Source organism: Photorhabdus sp. CRCIA-P01, assembly GCF_003545805.1.
In the GTDB taxonomy this organism is placed as follows: domain Bacteria; phylum Pseudomonadota; class Gammaproteobacteria; order Enterobacterales; family Enterobacteriaceae; genus Photorhabdus; species Photorhabdus antumapuensis.
Map to the genome: position 1 here is coordinate 1 of NZ_NMQR01000009.1, position 19919 is coordinate 19919.

At 45.1% G+C, this 19919-nt stretch carries 13 protein-coding genes and 1 pseudogene; 12 read left to right on the forward strand and 2 right to left on the reverse strand.

Features of this window, described 5'->3' with window-relative positions; translation table 11 throughout:
• Both D3222_RS07860 and D3222_RS07865 read right to left on the reverse strand, forming a co-directional pair.
• Positions 1-780, reverse strand: a 780-nt coding sequence (locus D3222_RS07860) for a two-partner secretion domain-containing protein (RefSeq protein WP_118985667.1), incomplete at its 3' end; no start/stop codon positions are given.
• Positions 781-822: 42 nt separating this feature from the next.
• Positions 823-1053 carry a hypothetical protein gene (locus D3222_RS07865; protein WP_232832445.1) on the reverse strand — a complete coding sequence of 77 codons (231 nt, stop codon included), beginning with the start codon at positions 1051-1053 and terminating at the stop codon, positions 823-825.
• Between the two features lie 475 nt (positions 1054-1528).
• Between D3222_RS07865 and D3222_RS07875 the strand changes: the two are divergent.
• The 12 genes and pseudogenes from D3222_RS07875 to bamB all read left to right on the forward strand — a co-directional run.
• Positions 1529-1647 (forward strand): annotated as a pseudogene (locus D3222_RS07875) (IS30 family transposase); the annotation flags it as partial.
• Positions 1648-2538: 891 nt separating this feature from the next.
• A complete protein-coding gene (locus tag D3222_RS07880) occupies positions 2539-3342 on the forward strand; it encodes an MBL fold metallo-hydrolase (protein ID WP_118985669.1) in 804 nt (267 codons plus the stop codon).
• A gap of 904 nt (positions 3343-4246) precedes the next feature.
• Complete coding sequence (locus D3222_RS07890) at positions 4247-9277, forward strand: alpha-2-macroglobulin family protein (RefSeq protein WP_118985671.1); 5031 nt, start codon at positions 4247-4249, stop codon at positions 9275-9277.
• Positions 9278-9333: 56 nt separating this feature from the next.
• Positions 9334-11655 (forward strand): peptidoglycan glycosyltransferase PbpC, encoded by a 2322-nt coding sequence (gene pbpC, locus D3222_RS07895; RefSeq protein WP_118985672.1) that lies wholly within the window; start codon positions 9334-9336, stop codon positions 11653-11655.
• Positions 11656-11873: 218 nt separating this feature from the next.
• Complete coding sequence (gene ndk / locus D3222_RS07900; RefSeq protein WP_011145680.1) at positions 11874-12299, forward strand: nucleoside-diphosphate kinase; 426 nt, start codon at positions 11874-11876, stop codon at positions 12297-12299.
• Positions 12300-12481: 182 nt separating this feature from the next.
• Positions 12482-13660: a bifunctional tRNA (adenosine(37)-C2)-methyltransferase TrmG/ribosomal RNA large subunit methyltransferase RlmN gene (locus D3222_RS07905; RefSeq protein WP_118985673.1), complete on the forward strand. Its 1179-nt coding sequence runs from the start codon at positions 12482-12484 to the stop codon at positions 13658-13660.
• A gap of 79 nt (positions 13661-13739) precedes the next feature.
• Positions 13740-14165, forward strand: a complete 426-nt coding sequence (locus D3222_RS07910) for a tetratricopeptide repeat protein (protein ID WP_232832446.1) — start codon at positions 13740-13742, stop codon at positions 14163-14165.
• A gap of 120 nt (positions 14166-14285) precedes the next feature.
• Complete coding sequence (gene rodZ / locus D3222_RS07915) at positions 14286-15299, forward strand: cytoskeleton protein RodZ (protein WP_118985675.1); 1014 nt, start codon at positions 14286-14288, stop codon at positions 15297-15299.
• 71 nt (positions 15300-15370) lie between these two features.
• Positions 15371-16492 (forward strand): flavodoxin-dependent (E)-4-hydroxy-3-methylbut-2-enyl-diphosphate synthase, encoded by a 1122-nt coding sequence (gene ispG, locus D3222_RS07920; protein WP_118985676.1) that lies wholly within the window; start codon positions 15371-15373, stop codon positions 16490-16492.
• A 245-nt stretch (positions 16493-16737) separates the two neighbouring features.
• Complete coding sequence (gene hisS / locus D3222_RS07925) at positions 16738-18015, forward strand: histidine--tRNA ligase (RefSeq protein ID WP_118985677.1); 1278 nt, start codon at positions 16738-16740, stop codon at positions 18013-18015.
• Positions 18016-18026: 11 nt separating this feature from the next.
• Positions 18027-18647, forward strand: a complete 621-nt coding sequence (locus D3222_RS07930) for a YfgM family protein (RefSeq protein WP_118985678.1) — start codon at positions 18027-18029, stop codon at positions 18645-18647.
• Positions 18648-18661: 14 nt separating this feature from the next.
• Positions 18662-19834, forward strand: a complete 1173-nt coding sequence (gene bamB / locus D3222_RS07935; protein WP_118985679.1) for an outer membrane protein assembly factor BamB — start codon at positions 18662-18664, stop codon at positions 19832-19834.
• Positions 19835-19919: the final 85 nt, after the last annotated feature.

Here is a 19919-nt window from a genome sequence, read left to right on the forward strand (position 1 = left end):
TATATTGCGCCCGGTGGTCACTTTCAGGTCTTGCGCATGTAATTTGGCGTTAATCGCCACGGAGCGGGCGATAATATCGGTGTAACTTTGCCGGGTGCTGTCCATGCCGTGCCCGTCAATGCGCACTTCCCCCTGATTGACATCAAACCCTTTCAATCGGCCCCGTTCCATCAGGGCTTGCCCGGTGGTGAGCGTGGTGCGATGCGCATTAATAAACCCGCAACCGTTACAGGTGATACCCGCCGGGTTGGCAATAATCACCTCGGCTTTATGCCCGGCCACTTCAATCCAGCCGTTGAGGTGACTGCGGTCGTGGCTGTTGACTTCGTTGAGGATAACACTGGCGTCCCCTTTGGCTAACCACGGATTACCGGCCACCATGCCGCCGAGTTGCGTCTGCGTGGCCTGATGGCTGTTATTAAGGATAACCCCTGGTTTATCCACATCAAACTGGCGGTAGCTGTTGTGGGAAACGCCATCAGAACCGGGCGTCTGAATATTCACCTGCGGCGTGCCGTTGGCGCTGCGAATGACGGTCGGTTGCTGACGCCCCGGCGCCTGTCCATCGGCGACAATCGTCGCCTGTGCCGTGAGTGAAATCCCGCCCAGCGCTAACAAGAGACTGAATCGTAACGTCGTGAGCCGACAACGACACGACGGCAGAGATGGCCGACGAGCGCGGCGTCCTGTTCGTCCGCGCCCGGCACTCACTATCTCGGCCACCACCATCCACATCTGACGGGCCTGATTAAAGATAATACGATATAACGGCTTGTTCATGATTGACTCCACTCACACGCTACCCACTGGCAGCCGGGTTATTTAAATTAATACTGCCAAGACAGGTTGAATCCGGCCGTGACCGGGGAGGTTTGAAAACCGGCGGGTTTCGGGTACAGACAGGCGAACCTCCACAGGGGGTGGCGTTAACTGGGCTTCCAGGGCTGGCTGGCGTGCCTGTTGATGGATGCGTTGTTGATCTGAAATGTCTGCGGCCTGACTGACTGAAACCACGCTACAAAAAACCGCAAACACTAAAATACTGCTTTTCATTGACTTTCTATTCCACAATGTCGAAGCGGTATTAACCATGAATTTAGCTTAGCGATCAATATTTAGGATTGATGATCAACCGGGCATCTAAAATAGGGGGATTGGTTAAGATAGCAGCAAAAACAAGGGGTTATAGTGAAAAGCAAAAAACAGGCCAATGTGATTATTTTGTGACAACATTGTATAAAAAACAGATTAATATTAATCATTTAATAACCAATATTAATAATTTCAAATTAATTTCATTTTTTGTGTTAATTATGTGATGAATATCACATTTATGATGTTTGATTTCAGGATGAAATTACTGGCAAAGTGATGATTGTCGTAAATTGGTGATGAGATATTATCTTTTCTGATTATGTGAGGATTTATCCATGCCAATCTTGCTTTTTACCTATCGCTCGATCTGCCTGCCAGAATATCATTCAACCTGAATCCCTTATAATTATATGGGATAAATAGCATGATTTGTTGTCGTCATTACTCTCCCTGGGAAAGGGGGAGCAATGAAAATATCAATGGATTAATCAGACAATACTTTCCAAAGGAACCGATTTTAATGAAGTCTCGGAGCAGGAAATAGATTTTGTGGTAAAACATCGAATGAATTATTTAAAGGAATATGGATATGTTTACTTCCAGAGTAACGATGTTGCACTTATTATGTGAATCTACCAATTATTTTTAAATATATTAGTTTTATTTTTACATAAATATAATATATTTTTGTTATCGTATTAATAAGGGTTTTTATAATGGATGGATATAAGCGGATATATTGTGTTTGTAATGATAGGCGATATTTCTATATAACGACAATCATTAATCATTCTATTTAAATGTTTTTTATGTAATGTGAAGTCAAATTATATCTTATAAATAAATAGCTTTTCATAATACCGATACAGTTGGTCTATTTGATTAATATCCGAGCAATGCAAGTCTAATGCCTGATAAGCCGCACTAACTCGTCGCTTTGCTATGCATAGCGCACAACCCTTGCTACACAAGGCGTTGTCCGAAGTGGAGCACTATTTTGGAAAATGATTTATATTATATTCTTATCTTATAATATAGATGAAATGAGCGTGGTCATGTAAGTCAATTACAGGCTTTATAGTGATGTTTAAGTTTAATTATTGTTAACTACGCTAGGTATTAGTATAGTATATTTGATTAAATTGTTTGAATGACCTATCGTTGAATTTTATTTTTAATAATATATTTACCTCTTTCTTTAAAATATGTTGTACAGCAAGGGATAATATTTCCATGTTAATATTGCAAGACAATAAATATGATAGAGAGATAATCATTTCATGTTGAAAAATTAACTGTTAGTATCGGAGGGGTAATTTGTGATCTGCTTATAAAAATGTGACGATATAATTGTTTTTCATTATTTTATTGATGTACGTCAATGCTATTGTTGCTCGTATCGTTTAATAGAAGCATTACTTCAACAAAACTAATGGATATGCCATGTCGTTAAAAATAACTGTACTCCTGGAAAATAAAACATCTGATTCATATTTGATAGCTAAGCCTGGCCTGAGCCTTTTACTTGAGGATGGTGAAGAAAAGATAATTTTTGATACTGGTCCGGATGGTAGTTATATTGAGAATGCAAATAGGATGGGAATATCTATTGATGATATATCTAAAATTGTTATCTCTCATGGGCATTCTGACCATATAGGTGGTGTTAACTATTTTCCACATAATGCTAAATTAATATGTCATCCCGATGCATTAAGTGAGAGGTATTATGGTGTTATGTTCAACAAAAAGAGTGTGTTAAAGTTCAAAAAAATATCGGGTAAAATTAATAAAAGAGTTAAGAAGAGAGTTTTTTTTCGCTTAACGAAATCGCATATGAAAATAAGTGAACGATTTGTTTTTTCAGGCGAAATAGTAAATAGCCATCGAAAATCTTATGGGTTAATTAGAAAGAATTCCTGGGCTCATGATTATATATTTGATGATAGCGCATTAATTTGGAAAAGTGATAATGGACTGGTGATTATCATTGGGTGCGGTCATTCTGGTATTTGTGAAATCATTAACCACGCTAAAATGATTACCGGTGTAGACAAAGTATGCGCGGTAATAGGTGGATTGCATTTAAGGAGAGCATTACCGATGGAGTTATTGAAGATTAGAGAATTTTTTATAAAAGAAAATATAAAAGAAGTCTATGGATGTCATTGTACTGGTAGTTGGGGAAGACTTTGGTTACCAAATGTCAAACAGCTAAAAACAGGACAAGTATTATTAGTAGAGTAACATAATGAAAGTCGTTGAGAAAATGGATGTTCATCAGGTTATTACCCCATTTGCGATAGCGTTGGGGTTAGCGTTTTTTCATCATAGAGGATTTTATTTATATTTTATAGAAAACAATTTGTGTAGTCGGTGTTTCACGCCAGTGATTATTGCCACTTTTGATAAGAAAGTGGCACCCTATACCTAATAGATTTCGAGTTGCAGCGCGGCGGCAAGTGAACGAATCCCTAGGAGCATAGATAACGATGTGACTGGGGTGAGTGAAAGCAGCCAACAAAGCAGCAGCTTGAAAGATGAAGGGTATATAATTCTATTAATATACTTTGTTGGGAAAAATAATAGTATATTGGAATCGGATATATCTAATTCGATAGCGATATTTATAATCGGTACAATAATGATAATTTTCTGTTTATTTAATTTGTTTTAATGGTCGATTTTATATTATTTTACTGCTTGTAAATTATCAAGCAGGTGGTGCGGTAAAAGGGCTATCTTCGGTCACTGAGGGAAATGACGAAAATTGGTTTTACAAGATATATAGAGTTCTTAATGAAAAATTGAATCGATAAATTTAGATTTATTTATCGTCTCTGTGATGTTTAATTCGTTAAAATAACAGGCTATTATATGAAATTAATGTCTGGATGTTGCCTAATATAGATAGGCGGTATATAAGTTGATTATATCTGTTTGATTTAAATTTAATATATTGATTGATACCCTATGGATTTCAAGATGCATCGCGACGGCAAGGGAGAGAATCCCCGGGAGCATAGCGAACTATGTGACCGGGGTGAGCGAGTGCAGCCAACAAAGAGGCAACTTGAAAGATAACGGGTATACAAGGTTATTCATTAAATCCTACCACCAGTTGGTTGGAGTTAAGACAGAGGTTATGGTTATGAATCAAGGTCAATTCTGGCAACGACCAGGAAAAAATAAGCGTTATTTGGCGGTGATTTTGGCTTCTTTGTTGATGCTTTCTGGTTGTGACCAGTCTGGTAGCACTAATAATGATCAAGCTGCTCATCCACAGTCCACAGAAATTCAAAGCGAAAAAGCATCTCAGCAATCACATATTCCACCAAAATCAGTAAAACAGAAAGACTCAGTATCACTGGCTGAATTAGTCAAACGTTATGCCGGTAAACCAGTGAAGATTCTGGATGCTTCTGAAGTTCAGCTTGATGGCGCTAGCGCAATGGTGGTGACATTTTCTGTTCCTTTAGATCCGAATCAGGATTTTGCGCGGAATGTCCGTTTGGTGGATGTCAAAGAGGGCAAACTTGATGGCGCGTGGGAGCTGTCAGATAACATGATGGAGCTTCGCCTGCGCCATTTACCGCCCTCCCGTAAGTTGCAATTGACGGTAGATAAAGGTGTTAAAGGTATCAATGAGCGTCAACTTGAAACGGCTTATGAGGAAACGCTGACAACCACGACGATTTCTCCGTCGGTCGGTTTTGCCAGCAAAGGCTCTCTGTTACCTAGTAAAGTCGCTGAAGGTTTGCCGGTATTGGCTCTGAATGTTAATCGTGTTGATGTTAATTTTTTCAGGATAAAAGAGGCGGCATTACCGGCTTTTATTGCACAGTGGCAATATCGCAACAATATGAGTTCTTGGGAATCTGAAGAGGTACTCAAAGGTGCGGAACTGGTGTATACCGGCCGTTTCGATTTGAATCCAACACTGAATACCCGCGAAAAATTACTGCTGCCATTAAATAATATTAAAGAGTTACAGAAAGACGGTGTTTATCTGGCAGTGATGCAACAAGCGGGTAAATACACCGACACTAATCCAGCAACAATGTTTACCTTAAGTGATATTGGTGTTTCTATGCACAGCTATCTGGATAAGATGGATGTGTTTACCCAATCTTTGGCGCAAGGTAGCAGCCTGAAAGGGGTGGAAATACGGCTGTTGGATGAGAAAGGGCAATTATTGTCAAAGGCAACAACGGACGATGATGGACACGTTAGCTTGGAGAAAAATGCGAAAGCGAAACTATTGCTTGCTACGCGTGATCACCAAACCAGTATGATTGATTTGGTATCACCGGCGCTGGATCTGTCTGAGTTTGATATCTCTGGTCCACAAGGATACAGCAAACAATTTTTTGTTTTCGGGCCCCGTGATCTCTATCGTCCGGGTGAGACGTTGATTGTCAATGGCTTGTTGCGTGATGGCGATGGCCGCGCAGTGAAGAGTCAGCCAGTTAAAGTGGATGTATTGAAAACCGATGGTCAGGTTGTTCGTGGTTTTGTCTGGCAACCCGAAAATGGGTTGTATCAGTATCGCTATGCGATCCCCCAGTCAGCGGCTACCGGGCTCTGGTCGTTACGTTTTGATCTGGGCGATAATAAACCTCGTTATTACAAGTTTAATGTAGAAGATTTTATGCCGGAGCGCATGGCGCTGGAAATTAGTAGTGAGTCGCAACCGGTGATGAAAGACCACAACGTGGATTTCGCGATTAACGGCCGTTATCTGTATGGGGCGCCTGCTGCATATAATCGCCTGCAAGGGCAATTATTCCTGCGTCCAGCTCGGGATGCGGTAGCAAAATTGCCTGGCTATGAATTTGGTGCGGCCACGGAAGACAATCTTAGCCGCACATTGGATGAGTTTGATTTGGTTTTAGATAGTGGTGGTAAAGCCGCACTTAATGTCAGTGCCGACAACTGGAGTTCGGTCTCTTCGCCGGTAAATGTCATTGTACAGGCAGGTTTGCTTGAATCGGGTGGCCGCCCGGTAACTCGTCGAGTTGAACAGGCCGTTTGGCCGGCAGAAAAGCTGGTTGGTATTCGTCCGCTGTTTAATCAGAAAGAGATTTATGACTATCGCATAGGTCGTTACCAAAGCCGTTACAATGTGGATGAAAATTCCCTGGCGCAATTTGCGGTGGTGTATGCCGATGCCGATGGAAAAAAATATGCTGCGAAAGATTTAACTGCCCGTTTGGTTTATGAACGCCGTGACTATTATTGGCGCTGGTCGGATGGTGAAGGTTGGCAATCAGGTTATGACCAGAAAGATTTGGTGATGGCGGATGAACATATCCAGATTGCTCAAGAGGGTACCGCAAAGGTCAGCTTCCCGGTTGATTGGGGTTCGTATCGTATTGAAGTGGTTAATCCAGAAAATCAATTAGTGACCAGCGTTAATTTCTGGGCCGGTTACTCATGGCAGGACAATACCGGTGGCACAGGGGCTGTTCGTCCTGATCAGGTGAAGTTATCTCTGGATAAACCCGCTTATCAGGTAGGTGAGAAGATAAAACTGCATATGGTCGCACCACAGGCCGGTAAAGGTTATCTGTTGGTGGAATCCAGTGAAGGGCCGCTTTGGTGGCAAAAAATTGATGTGCCGGAACAAGGTCTGGATGTGGAAGTGCCGGTGAATAAAGAGTGGCGTCGTCATGATCTTTATTTGACTGCCGTGGTGGTACGTCCAGAGGATAAATCTCATCAGGCGACACCGAAACGGGCCATTGGCGTGTTGCATCTGCCATTGGCCGATGAAAATCGTAAACTGGATTTGACGCTATCCGCACCGGAAAAAATGCGTCCGAATCAGAATTTGACCGTCAAAGTCAAGGCGACACCACAGCACGGGCGGAAATTACCCAAGCAGGTTAATGTGCTGCTTTCTGCTGTCGATACGGGGGTGCTGAATGTCACGAATTTTAAAACCCCGGACCCCTATCAGGCTTTCTTTGGTCGTAAGCGTTACAGCGTCGATCAATATGATGTGTATGGTCAGTTGATTGAAGGCGAAGGCCGTCTGGCGAATCTGCGCTTTGGCGGTGATGGTGATGATAGTGCCCTTGATCGGGGCGGCAGAAAGCCATTAACCGAAGTGAAGATTATCGCTGAGCAAGCACAGCCCGTGACATTGGATGAAAACGGGGAAGGGCGGATCGTTTTGCCAATTCCTGATTTCAATGGTGAATTGAGGTTGATGGCTCAAGCGTGGAGTGAAGATGAGTTCGGCCATGGTGAAAGCAAAGTTGTCATTGCTGCGCCGGTGATTACGCAGATGGCATTACCTCGCTTTATGGCGGGTGGTGATCACGCATTGTTGTCGTTGGATTTGACTAATTTAACTGAACAGACGCAAAACTTGGCCTTGAACTTTGCTGCTAATGACCTGATTAGGTTAGAGGGGGATGCTAGCAAAGAGATAACATTGGAAAAAGGCAAACGCACTACAGTGGAGATTCCGGTCACGGCGGATTTGGGGTTTGGTCAAGGAGAGGTTTCTCTGACGGTTGATGGTCTGAATTTACCCGGTGAGAATCTGAAACAGTATAAAAATAGTTGGAAGATTGGCGTACGTCCGGCACAGCCAGCGGAAACGGTGCTGTTTGCTAATGTTATTCATCCGGGAGAGGACTGGCAGTTGCCGTTAAAAGCCTTATTGGATTTATCACCAGAAGGGGCGGAGGGGCAATTGTTACTGAGTAGCCGTCCACCGTTACAGATCTCACGTTATATTCGTGAATTGTACGCTTACCCGTATGGTTGTCTTGAACAGACAATCAGTGGGCTTTATCCGTCACTCTATTCGAACAAATCAGAGCTGAATAGTTTGGGTATCATGACGGAAGATGATGACAAACGCCGGGCAAGCATTGATGAGGGAATTATTCACCTGTTGAGTATGCAGCGTCATGACGGTAGCTTTGCTTTATGGGATAAAACCGGTGATGAAGAGTATTGGTTAACGGCCTATGCCACCGATTTTCTATTCCGTGCAAGTCAACGAGGTTACAGCGTACCTAAAGAGGTGTTGACTTCTGCCAATAACCGCTTGTTACGTTATTTACAGGATAAGAGTGTTATTAACTATCCCTACGGTCGGAATCAGGAAGCAACGCGATTCTCGGTTCAGGCTTATGCCGGGCTGGTGCTTGCTAATCAACAGAAAGCGCCATTGGGCGCTCTGAGACAAGTTTATGAACGCCGTCAACAAGCAGGCAATGGCTTGTCACTGGTACAACTGGGTGTTGCACTAAAACTGATGGGGGATAACACCCGAGCAGATGAAGCGGTTCGTTTGGGGATCAGTAAAAACCGTAATGATGATTTAGATTTAGGTGATTACGGTAGTGCTGTTCGCGACAATGCAATGATTGTTGCTCTGTTGACTGAAAATAATATGCAGATAAAGGAACGCGATGAGAAATTGCTGGCTCTGTCTGATGAATTGTCATCTCGTCATTATTTCTCAACTCAGGAGAGTAATTCACTCTATCTGGCGGGACGTTTCTTTATTGATGCATCGGTGCAACCGTGGAAAGCGGTGGTTAATCAACGGACTTCAATAATAGGTAGGGACAAACCCTATAGTGAGATGCTGTATCCGCAGGATATTCAGCAAGGTATGAGTATCAGTAACCTCGGTGATAGCACGCTCTATTCACGCGTGAATGTGGTGGCCTATCCACTGCGTTCTCCGAAACCTTACGCTAATGTGTTGAAAATTCAGCGTAGCTATCTGGATATGAAGGGGAATCCGGTTTCCATTGACCATCTGGGAAGCGGTGAAATGGTGGTTGTGAAGCTGGTGGTGAGCTCAGATAAACCCGTACAGGATGCTTTGGTTGTTGATTTATTGCCCGCTGGTTTGGAGCTGGAAAACCAGAATTTGGCTAACAGCAGTGCCAAGTTGAGTGAGAGTGCCGCTAATCTTCAGGAGTTGATTGGTGATATGCAACAGGCGACGATTCGTCATATTGAATATCGTGATGATCGATATGTGGCGGCAGTCGCGGTTGATCCGTCTCAGCCGGTGACGTTGCTCTATCTGGCTCGCGCTGTGACGCCAGGCGTCTACACAATTCCTGCGCCACAGGTGGAATCTATGTATGTGCCTTACTGGCGTTCAGTTGGTTCCACACCTGAAAAATTGGAAGTTGTCCGCTAAATTTGTCAGCCCTTATGCTCAGGTGTAAGGGCTGATTTCTCATCAGGTATTCATCAATGAAGAAAACGCATCGCCTTATATGGCTGATTGTGCTGTTGTTATTTCTGATCCCGGCGGGTTTATGGCTGGCGGATAAAGTCTGGCCTTTGCCACTGCGTGAAGTCAAAATGGCGCGTATTGTCGTGAGTGAGGATGGTACGCCACTTTGGCGTTTTGCCGATGATGAAGGTGTCTGGCGTTATCCGGTGACATTGGATCAAGTATCACCCGAATATATTCAAGCTTTGCTGACTTATGAAGATCGTTGGTTCTACAAGCACCCAGGGATTAACCCGATTTCTCTGCTTCGGGCTGCCTGGCAGGATATGCGGGCAGGTAAAATTTTGTCTGGGGGCAGTACTCTGTCGATGCAGGTAGCCCGGTTGATTGACCCACATTCACGCACTTTAGGCGGGAAGCTGAAACAGATCTGGCGTACTTTGCAGCTTGAATGGCACTATTCAAAAGATGAAATTCTGGAAATGTATCTAAACCGTGCGCCGTTTGGAGGCACGTTACAAGGCGTCGGTGCGGCGAGTTGGGCATATTTGGCTAAACCGCCCTCTGAACTCTCTACGGGAGAAGCGGCTTTACTGGCTGTTTTGCCGCAAGCTCCTAGTCGTTTAAGGCCAGATCGCTATCCTGAACGGGCACGGGCTGCTCGTGATAAGGTGCTGAAACGGTTGGCACACTATAAAATCTGGCCGGACCGGATGATTGCTGATATTCGGCAAGAAACGTTGTGGTTGGCTCCTCGGCAGGTGCCACGGCTTGCCCCGCTTCTTGCCAGACGCATGGCGAAAGGCACTCGTCAGGAGATCATCAAAACAACCCTTGATGTGGGATTACAGCGTCAGCTTGAAGATATGGCGGTGAATTGGAAGTACCAGTTACCAGAAAAAACGTCGATTGGCGTGTTAATCGTTGATCACACCGACATGGCGGTGAAAGCTTATATCGGCTCGTTGGATATGCGGGATGATAGCCGTTTTGGTCATGTCGATATGATAAGTTCATGGCGTTCGCCGGGATCAACCTTGAAACCATTTCTGTATGCAATGGCGCTGGATGATGGGTTAATTCATGGGGAATCACTGTTACAGGATGTGCCTCGCCGCTTTGATTATTATCGCCCAGGAAATTTTGACAGTGGCTTTCATGGGCCGGTCAGTGCCAGTGAGGCATTGGTTCGCTCACTGAATTTACCCGCCGTGCAACTGCTTGAAGTCTATGGCGCTAAGCGGTTTACCGCCAATATGCGTAATGTAGGAACAATATTGCGTTTTCCTCCCGGCAGTGAACCTAACTTATCATTGATTCTTGGTGGCACGGCAACTCGGATGGATCAATTGGTGGCGGCTTACACGGCGTTTGCCCGTCAAGGGAAGGTTTCCCCCCTGAGATTCACCCCACGACAGAAATTGCGTGATCGGCAACTTTTTTCGCCCGGCGCTGCATGGATAGTGAGGCGGATTATGGCTGGAGAAGCTCTGCCACAACCTGATGATGTGTTACCGGCACAGGTGCCGTTGGCCTGGAAAACCGGCACCAGCTATGGCTACCGTGATGCTTGGGCTATCGGCTTAAATGCGCGTTATACCATCGGTGTTTGGGTTGGTCGGCCGGACGGCACGCCGGTTGTTGGGCAGTTCGGCTACGCTACGGCGATTCCCATCATGAATCAGATTAATAACCTGTTACTCGCCAATATGCGAAATGGGGCTAAACGAATTCCTGTTGATCCACGTCCAGCAAGTGTGAGTCAGGCAATCATCTGTTGGCCGGGAGGGCAGAGTTTGCCGAAGGGAGAGAATAATTGCCGTCAGCGTCGTCTGAGCTGGATACTGAATAACACTATTCCGCCTACGTTGCCTGCGGTGGGGCAAGAGGCCATTTCGGGCATCAATGAACAGGTGTGGTTGGATAAAAACGGTTTGCGTGTGGCGCCTGATTGTCCCGGTGCTCAGTCTAAAAATATCGCTTTATGGCCGATTACCCTCGAATCATGGTTACCAGCACAAGAGCGACGGGCACAGCGTCTGCCACCGGTTAACCCTCAATGTCCACCGTTGAAATCAGATGAAGCGCCCTTGTTGATCGTGGGTATTCATCATGGAGATGTATTGAAACGGCTCCCCGGTTTTGACAGCCTTGATTTACGTATTACCACTCAGGGCGGTAGTCATGGGCAACAGTGGTGGTTTCTGAATGGAGAACAGGTGATGACCACGGAAAAGAATCAGGGATTTGTTCAGACATTGACTGAACCGGGTAAATATCAACTTAGTGTTTTGGATTTAGGTGGACAGGTTGATTCCGTCAATTTTACTTTGAAGTAAACGATTCAGGTAAAAATGTGATTTGTACGAAAAAATGGTAATTTTCGCTAATAAAAATTTAATGGAATGTTATGTTTTCTGTAGGCAACCGCTATTCGTACCCCTATAATCAACGCCGTTTTTATCTCCGCTAAGGTTGCGGAATGAGTATTAGCCGATTAACTTATCGGGAAAAATTAAAATTATCAGTTGCTGACAGAAGAACCAAGAGGTTATCCATGACGGTTGAACGTACTTTTTCTATTATTAAGCCTAACGCTGTGAAGAAAAATGCCATCGGGGCTATTTATGCTCGTTTTGAAAGCGCCGGGTTTAAAATTATTGCCGCCAAAATGCTTCACCTGACCCGTGAACAGGCTGAGGGCTTCTATGCGGAGCACAAAGGCCGCCCTTTCTTTGATGGTCTGGTGGAATTTATGACTTCTGGTCCCATCGTGGTTCAGGTATTGGAAGGCGAGAATGCAGTACAGCGTCACCGTGACCTAATGGGGGCAACTAATCCTGATAATGCATTAGCAGGTACTCTGCGTGCCGATTACGCAGATAGCTTCACTGAAAATGCGGTTCACGGCTCTGATGCGGTTGAATCTGCAAACCGTGAAATTGCCTATTTCTTCACGGAAGATGAAATTTGCCCACGTTAATTGATTTGCCGTTACCCGTAGCATCATTGCATTAAAGTTTGTACAATGCGGCGCCCCGTTGTTAATTCAACGGGGCGCTTATTATTTGTTACTATACTAAACTGATAGTGACCTGAATTGAAACTTCGCGTTGAGTTCATTAACGCAGAGCCGAAAGTGTTACAACGAGGCGATATAAAAAGATGTCCCAACCAAATACCGCGGCACAATTTGCTGCTTCTGTCGTGTCCGAAACTCCAGAAAAGAAAGGCGGTAAAATTAACCTGCTTGATCTGAATCGCAAGCAAATGCGCCAGTTTTTCATTGATATGGGAGAAAAACCATTCCGTGCTGATCAGGTGATGAAGTGGATGTATCACTATTGCTATGACGATTTTGAGCAGATGACGGATATCAATAAAACCCTGCGGGCAAAATTGCAGCAAGTGGCGGAGATCCGCGCACCTGAAGTAGCAGAAGAGCAACGTTCGGCCGATGGTACGATTAAATGGGCGATCACTGTTGGCGATCAGCAGGTTGAAACGGTTTATATCCCGGAAGATGATCGCGCAACTTTGTGTGTCTCTTCTCAGGTAGGCTGTGCACTGGAATGTAAATTCTGTTCTACCGCTCAACAAGGGTTTAACCGTAATTTGCGGGTTTCTGAAATTATTGGTCAGGTTTGGCGTGCCGCGAAAATTATTGGCTCACTGAAATCCAGTGGTCGCCGCCCGATTACCAATGTGGTGATGATGGGGATGGGAGAACCGCTACTTAATCTGAATAATGTGGTGCCGGCCATGGAAATTATGATGGATGATTTTGGCTTTGGTCTGTCGAAACGCCGCGTGACATTGTCCACATCTGGTGTGGTGCCAGCACTGGATAAGCTTGGCGATATGATTGATGTTGCTTTGGCAATATCCCTGCATGCACCGACAGATAATGTGCGGGATGATATTGTTCCTATCAATCGTAAGTATAATATCGAGCAGTTCCTTGCAGGTGTGCGCCGCTATTTGACTAAATCTAATGCCAATCAGGGGCGTGTAACCGTGGAATATGTCATGCTGGATCATATTAATGACAGCGTGGAACAGGCACATCAATTAGCTGAATGCTTGAAAGACACACCGAGTAAGATCAATTTGATCCCGTGGAACCCGTTTCCGGGGGCGCCATATGGTCGCAGTTCCAATAGCCGGATTGATCGCTTTGCGAAAGTGTTGATGGGATATGGTTTCACCACTATTGTCCGCAAGACTCGCGGTGATGATATTGATGCCGCATGTGGTCAGCTTGCCGGTGATGTGATTGATCGTACTAAACGTACATTGAAAAAACGTCAGGCCGGTGAACCTATTCAGATAAGAACAGTCTGAATGGGAATGTTGGTATGTCCTGTCATGCAGTAAGTGAAATGATTGTTACAATTGCATATCTTTGGTCGGTGGGGATGGAATGATAAGGAAATCGTTATCGGGAATGATGGTTGTTGCCGTGGTGGTTGCTATGTTGTTGGCAGGATGTTCCAATCAACCAACAAACGGCAATCAACAGCGAAAAGTCGCGGCGGAAACCCGGATTCAACTGGGAATGGCCTATCTGGCTAAAGGTAATTTACCTGCCGCCAGATATCACTTTGATAAGGTTTTACTGGCAAAGCCAGACCATTATCAGGCTCAATTAGGTATGGCGTTGTATGAGCAATATTCTGGTCGGCCGGAAGCTGCCCGTCAACGTTACAAAATGGCGATGCAGTATGCGCCAGGAAATGATACGGTATTGTATCATTACAGCGTTTTTCTCTGTGAGCAGGGGCAGTATGAAGAAGTCAAAACTCTGTTTACTGGGAGCCATGCTGACAGGCGTGTTTGTTATCAGTGATTTGCCGCTAGTAAAATAGCAAATCTATTTCGCCGCGCAGGCCATTGTGTAATTTAACGATTATAGCAAGGCGCCAGCGCGAAGTTTTTCACAACCTGAAAGTACCGCGTCTTCTTGCTAATGAATACTGAAACGACTCCAGAACAAGCTCATTTAACCGCAGGTCAGCTCCTGCGTCAGGCTCGTGAACAGCACGGGCTAACCCAGCAGACTGTAGCTGATCGCTTGTGTTTAAAACTTTCTACTATCCGTGATATTGAAGAGGACAATATTCCAGCCACCATGGTACCGACTTTCCTGCGTGGTTATGTTCGCTCTTATGCTAAGTTGGTACAAATTCCAGAAGCAGAGATTCTGGCAATTTTGGATAAGCATACCCCGGCAAAAACAGCGAAAGTTTCACCGATGCAGAGTTTTTCATTGGGTAAAAAACGTAAAAAACGCGAAAGTTGGTTGATGTGGATTACGTGGTTGATTATTTTAGCCGTAATTAGTTTGACGGGAGCATGGTGGTGGCAAAACCACATAGCTCAACAGAAGGAATTGATTTCGATGGCTGATCATTCCGCGGCTCAGATTGCTCAGAAGAAAGCCAGTTCAGAGAATTTGTCCACTGAAAGTCATAATCAGGTGGCGCAGTTACCGACCCGCGAGCAGGCCGCAAGTGAGCCATCATCATCTGCCGCTGTAACCGAAAATGCAGTGGCAGCGAATAATACTGGTGATCATCATAAGGAAGTGGCTCAATCTGCGGTATCAACTCAAAATCAAGTGGTGAAAACACCGGAAACTCAGCCACAGACTCAGACTGCTCCGTTGCCAACCAATAAAGGGACAGCTCAAGTACCGAGTGTGTCTGAAAATAATTCAGCGGCAGTCGCTGACAGTAATAAGCTGATGATGAATTTTAAAGCATCCTGTTGGTTACAAATTGTTGATGCAAAAGGGAAAAAATTATTTAGTGGAACTAAACATAAGGGTGATCATCTGAGTCTCTCTGGCTCATTACCTTATGAATTAACTATCGGTGCTCCGGCTGTTGTGGATGTACAGTTCCGGGGGCAAGTTGTTGATTTAAGCCGCTTTATTAAAGAGAGTCGTATTGCGCGTCTTAAAGTTCCAGCAGCACAATAAAAGCCCTGTTACAGTAGGGCATGGTTGTAGTTTTATCAGTAAACACATGGAAGTATGGGAGAAACACCAGTATGCATAATGAATCGCCGATAAAAAGACGCAAATCTACGCGTATTTATGTAGGCAATGTGCCAGTCGGGGATGGTGCACCCATTTCGGTGCAGTCAATGACAAACGCACGTACTACAGATGTGGAAGCGACTGTTAAACAGATTAAATCGCTTGAGCGTGTTGGCGTTGATATTGTTCGCGTATCAATACCAACGATGGATGCTGCGGAAGCATTTAAGTTGATTAAGCAGCAAGCGAGTGTTCCTTTGGTTGCAGATATCCATTTTGATTACCGTATCGCGCTTAAAGTTGCAGAGTATGGTGTCGATTGTCTGCGGATTAACCCTGGTAATATCGGTAATGAAGCGCGTATCCGTGAGGTCGTGGCTTCTGCCCGTGATAAAAATATCCCAATCCGTATTGGTGTGAATGGCGGATCATTGGAAAAGGATCTTCAAGAGAAATACGGTGAGCCCACGCCAGAAGCGCTGGTGGAATCGGCTATGCGCCATGTGGATATTCTTGACAGACTTAATTTCGACCAGTTTAAGATCAGTGTAAAAGCCTCAGATGTCTTTCTGGCGGTTGGTGCCTATCGCCTGTTGGCTCAGAAGATTGATCAGCCATTGCATCTTGGTATTACTGAGGCGGGTGGTGCCCGTGCAGGCTCTGTAAAGTCTGCCATTGGTTTGGGTATCCTCCTGTCAGAAGGTATCGGTGATACTTTGCGTATTTCTTTGGCTGCTGATCCTGTCGAAGAAGTGAAAGTGGGTTTCGACATTCTGAAAGCATTACGTATTCGTTCCCGTGGTATAAATTTTATCGCTTGTCCAACTTGTTCCCGTCAGGAATTTGATGTTATTGGCACAGTTAATGCCTTGGAACAGCGTCTGGAAGATTTACTTACACCGATGGATGTTTCTATTATTGGTTGCGTGGTTAACGGACCCGGTGAGGCGGAGGTTTCTACTTTGGGTGTCACCGGCGCCAGAACGAAAAGTGGCTTTTATGAAGATGGTGTACGGCAGAAAGTGCGTCTCGATAATGCTGATATGATCGATCAGCTTGAGGCTAAGATCCGTGCCAAGGCATCAATGCTCGATGAAAATAAGCGCATTGGCATAAGTCAACTGGACAAATAATGTATCTGATACTGGCTCATCGTTATGATGAGCCAGCGTTGTTTTGTTTGTTAATTGAAGCTCGTCGGTATTCGCTTCTATACCTTATGGATTTCAAGATGCATCGCGACGGCAAGGGAGCGAAGCCCCGGGAGCATAGGTAACTATGTGACCGGGGTGAGCGAGTGCAGCCAACAAAGAGGCAACTTGAAAGATAACGGGTATATAATCAACATCATTTTTGAATCATTAACTAGAGATAAGACGTGGCAAAAAATATCCAAGCTATTCGAGGCATGAATGACTACTTGCCGGCAGATACGGTTATCTGGCAGCGTATCGAAACTATTTTGAAACGGGTACTGGCGGGTTATGGTTATAGTGAGATCCGCACACCGATTGTAGAGCAGACCCCGTTATTTAAACGAGCTATTGGGGAAGTCACTGATGTGGTTGAAAAGGAGATGTATACCTTTGATGATCGCAATGGTGAAAGTGTGACCCTACGCCCTGAAAATACCGCCGGTTGTGTGCGTGCCGGTATTGAACATGGTCTGCTGTACAATCAGGAACAGCGCGTATGGTATTTAGGGCCAATGTTCCGTTATGAGCGTCCACAAAAAGGCCGTTACCGCCAATTTTATCAGTTAGGTGCTGAAGTTTTTGGTCTTCAGGGGCCTGATATTGATGCCGAGCTTATTTTATTGACTGCTCGCTGGTGGCGTGAGCTCGGTATTTTTGAGCATGTGACGCTTGAATTGAATTCCATTGGTTCGTTGGCGGCACGCGCCAATTATCGTGAAGCGTTGGTGGCTTTTCTTGAACAGCATAAAGATAAGCTGGATGAAGATTGCAAACGCCGTATGTACAGCAATCCATTACGTGTTTTGGATTCAAAAAATCCCGACGTTCAGCAACTGCTTAATGATGCGCCGGAACTGTTTGATTATCTTGATGCCGAATCAAAGGAACATTTTGATAGCCTGTGCGCACTTCTTGATGGGGCAGGTATCAAATATCGGATTAATCAGCGTTTGGTTCGTGGCTTGGATTATTATAACCGCACGGTATTTGAATGGGTGACAACGGCGCTCGGGGCTCAAGGGACGGTCTGTGCCGGTGGTCGGTACGATGGGCTGGTTGAGCAACTGGGGGGCCGAACAACGCCTGCTGTGGGTTTTGCCATGGGGATGGAGCGTCTGGTTTTGCTGGTGCAAGAAATGAATCCGACATTTGTCGCGGAGCGGTCAGTAGCCGATGTTTATCTCGCTTCTTTTGGTGAAGGTAGTCAGCAAGCGGCATTGATTTTGTCTGAACAGGTACGTGATACGTTGCCCCAATTGCGTTTAATGACGAACCACGGTGGTGGTAACTTTAAGAAGCAACTGGGGCGTGCGGATAAACAAGGCGCCAAAATTGCACTGATCCTCGGTGAGGATGAAGTTCGTTCTGGTCAAGTAGCCATTAAAGATTTACGTACAGGTGAACAACAAACGTTGCCGCAAAGCGAAATTGCTGCTCGTTTGGTTGAACTGTTAGGTTAAGGAGAGACTCTGTGGAAGTCTATACCAATGAAAACGAACAAGTAGACACGATCCGTCGCTTTTTTGCCAATAATGGTAAAGCCTTGGTTTTTGGGCTGGTGTTGGGTGCCGGGGCGTTGATTGGCTGGCGCTACTGGCAATCTCATCAGACAAATCAGTTGCAGGAAAGTGCGGAAGCTTTTGAACGGGTAGATCAAGGTTTAATTGCCAGTACAAAAGAGGGTCATGTTGCGGCTGAAAAATTTGCCAGTGAAACTAATAACAGCTATGGCGTGATGACGCATATGCATTTGGCTCAACTTGCTGTTGAAAAGAATGAGTTAACTAAAGCAGATCAGTTTTTATCTGCGGCTGCCGGTCAGGCAAAAAATGAGGATTTGCAGGCTCTGGTGAATATTCGTCTAGCCAGGGTCCAATTGGCGGAAGATAAAGCGGATGCCGCGCTGAAAGCATTGGAACAGGTCAAAGGTTCCGGTTGGGTTGCCGTCGCAGAGGATATTCGCGGTGATGCACTGTTGAAAAAAGGTGATATTGCCGGTGCCCGCGCAGCGTATACCAAAGGTTTGAGCTCAAATTCACCACAGGCGATCAAATCGATGTTAAATCTTAAATTGAATAACTTATCCAGCTAAGGGGAATTCTTTCAATGCAACTGCGTAAAACACTCTTGGTTGGTTTGGTGGCTTCCGTTCTGCTAGCCGGTTGTTCAAGTGAGCAAGACACAGTAACGATGTCACCATTGCCACAGGTCGAAAATCAATTTAACCCAAGCGAGGTTTGGGATAAATCCGTAGGTGATGGTGTAGGCCGTTATTATTCTCACTTGACGCCAACTTGGCAGGGCTCCGCTGTTTATGTTGCTGATCGTCATGGCATCGTTAAGGCGTTGGACATTGATAGTGGTAAAGAGATATGGTCGGTGAATCTGGCGGAAAAAGCGGGTTTCCTCTCTTCTCGTATACCGGCATTGCTCTCTGGTGGTTTGACCGTTTCTGGGGATCATCTCTATGTAGGCACTGAACGTGCCAAAGTTATTGCATTGAATACCAAAGACGGCCAAGTTGCCTGGCAATCTGACGTTGCCGGTGAGGCGTTGTCGCGTCCTGTGGTGAGTGATGGTTTGGTGCTGATTCATACCAGCAATGGGATGTTGCAGGCATTGAGCGAGTCCGATGGTAAAGTGCAATGGTCTGTTAATTTGGATACACCATCATTGTCATTACGTGGTGAATCGGCGCCTGCCGCGGCTTACGGTGCTGCCATCGTGGGGGGGGATAATGGTCGTGTCAACGCCGTCTTGATTTCTCAGGGGCAGTTGATTTGGCAACAACGTATTTCTCAGGTAACCAGTTCTACAGAAATTGGTCGTCTTAATGATGTTGATACGACACCGGTTATTTCTGAGGGCGTGATATATGCAATAGCCTATAATGGTAATTTGGTGGCGCTTGATATGCGTTCAGGTCAAATCCTCTGGAAGCGCGATTTGGGTTCAGTGAACGAGATGGTTGTTTCTGGTGATAATATCTATATTGTTGACCAAAACGATCGCGTTATGGGTCTGCGTCAAAATGATGGTGTCACTTTATGGACTCAGACAAAATTGCAACACCGTAATTTAACCGCGCCTGAAATGTATAATGGCTATCTGGTTGTCGGTGACAGTGAAGGTTATCTGCACTGGCTGAATATAGATGACGGTAAGTTTGTTGCTCAACATAAAGTTGATAGTTCCGGTTTAATGAGTCGTCCGGTTGTCGCCAGTGATAAATTGATGGTACAGGCGAAAGACGGTACGGTTTATCTGTTTACCCGTTGAGTTTTGCTTACTGCCTGTTTACCGGAAATATAGAGTAAAGCGTTAGTTATAATCCTACGGCTCCTGAAAAGAACAGGAGCCGTTT

Excerpts from the sequence above, each read along its gene's own strand:
- D3222_RS07865 (WP_232832445.1), bottom strand. The coding sequence starts at position 1,053 with ATGAAAAGCAGTATTTTAGTGTTTGCGGTTTTTTGTAGCGTGGTTTCA.
- D3222_RS07880 (WP_118985669.1), top strand. The coding sequence starts at position 2,539 with ATGTCGTTAAAAATAACTGTACTCCTGGAAAATAAAACATCTGATTCA.
- D3222_RS07890 (WP_118985671.1), top strand. The coding sequence starts at position 4,247 with ATGAATCAAGGTCAATTCTGGCAACGACCAGGAAAAAATAAGCGTTAT.
- pbpC (WP_118985672.1), top strand. The coding sequence starts at position 9,334 with ATGAAGAAAACGCATCGCCTTATATGGCTGATTGTGCTGTTGTTATTT.
- ndk (WP_011145680.1), top strand. The coding sequence starts at position 11,874 with ATGACGGTTGAACGTACTTTTTCTATTATTAAGCCTAACGCTGTGAAG.
- D3222_RS07905 (WP_118985673.1), top strand. The coding sequence starts at position 12,482 with ATGTCCCAACCAAATACCGCGGCACAATTTGCTGCTTCTGTCGTGTCC.
- D3222_RS07910 (WP_232832446.1), top strand. The coding sequence starts at position 13,740 with ATGATAAGGAAATCGTTATCGGGAATGATGGTTGTTGCCGTGGTGGTT.
- rodZ (WP_118985675.1), top strand. The coding sequence starts at position 14,286 with ATGAATACTGAAACGACTCCAGAACAAGCTCATTTAACCGCAGGTCAG.
- ispG (WP_118985676.1), top strand. The coding sequence starts at position 15,371 with ATGCATAATGAATCGCCGATAAAAAGACGCAAATCTACGCGTATTTAT.
- bamB (WP_118985679.1), top strand. The coding sequence starts at position 18,662 with ATGCAACTGCGTAAAACACTCTTGGTTGGTTTGGTGGCTTCCGTTCTG.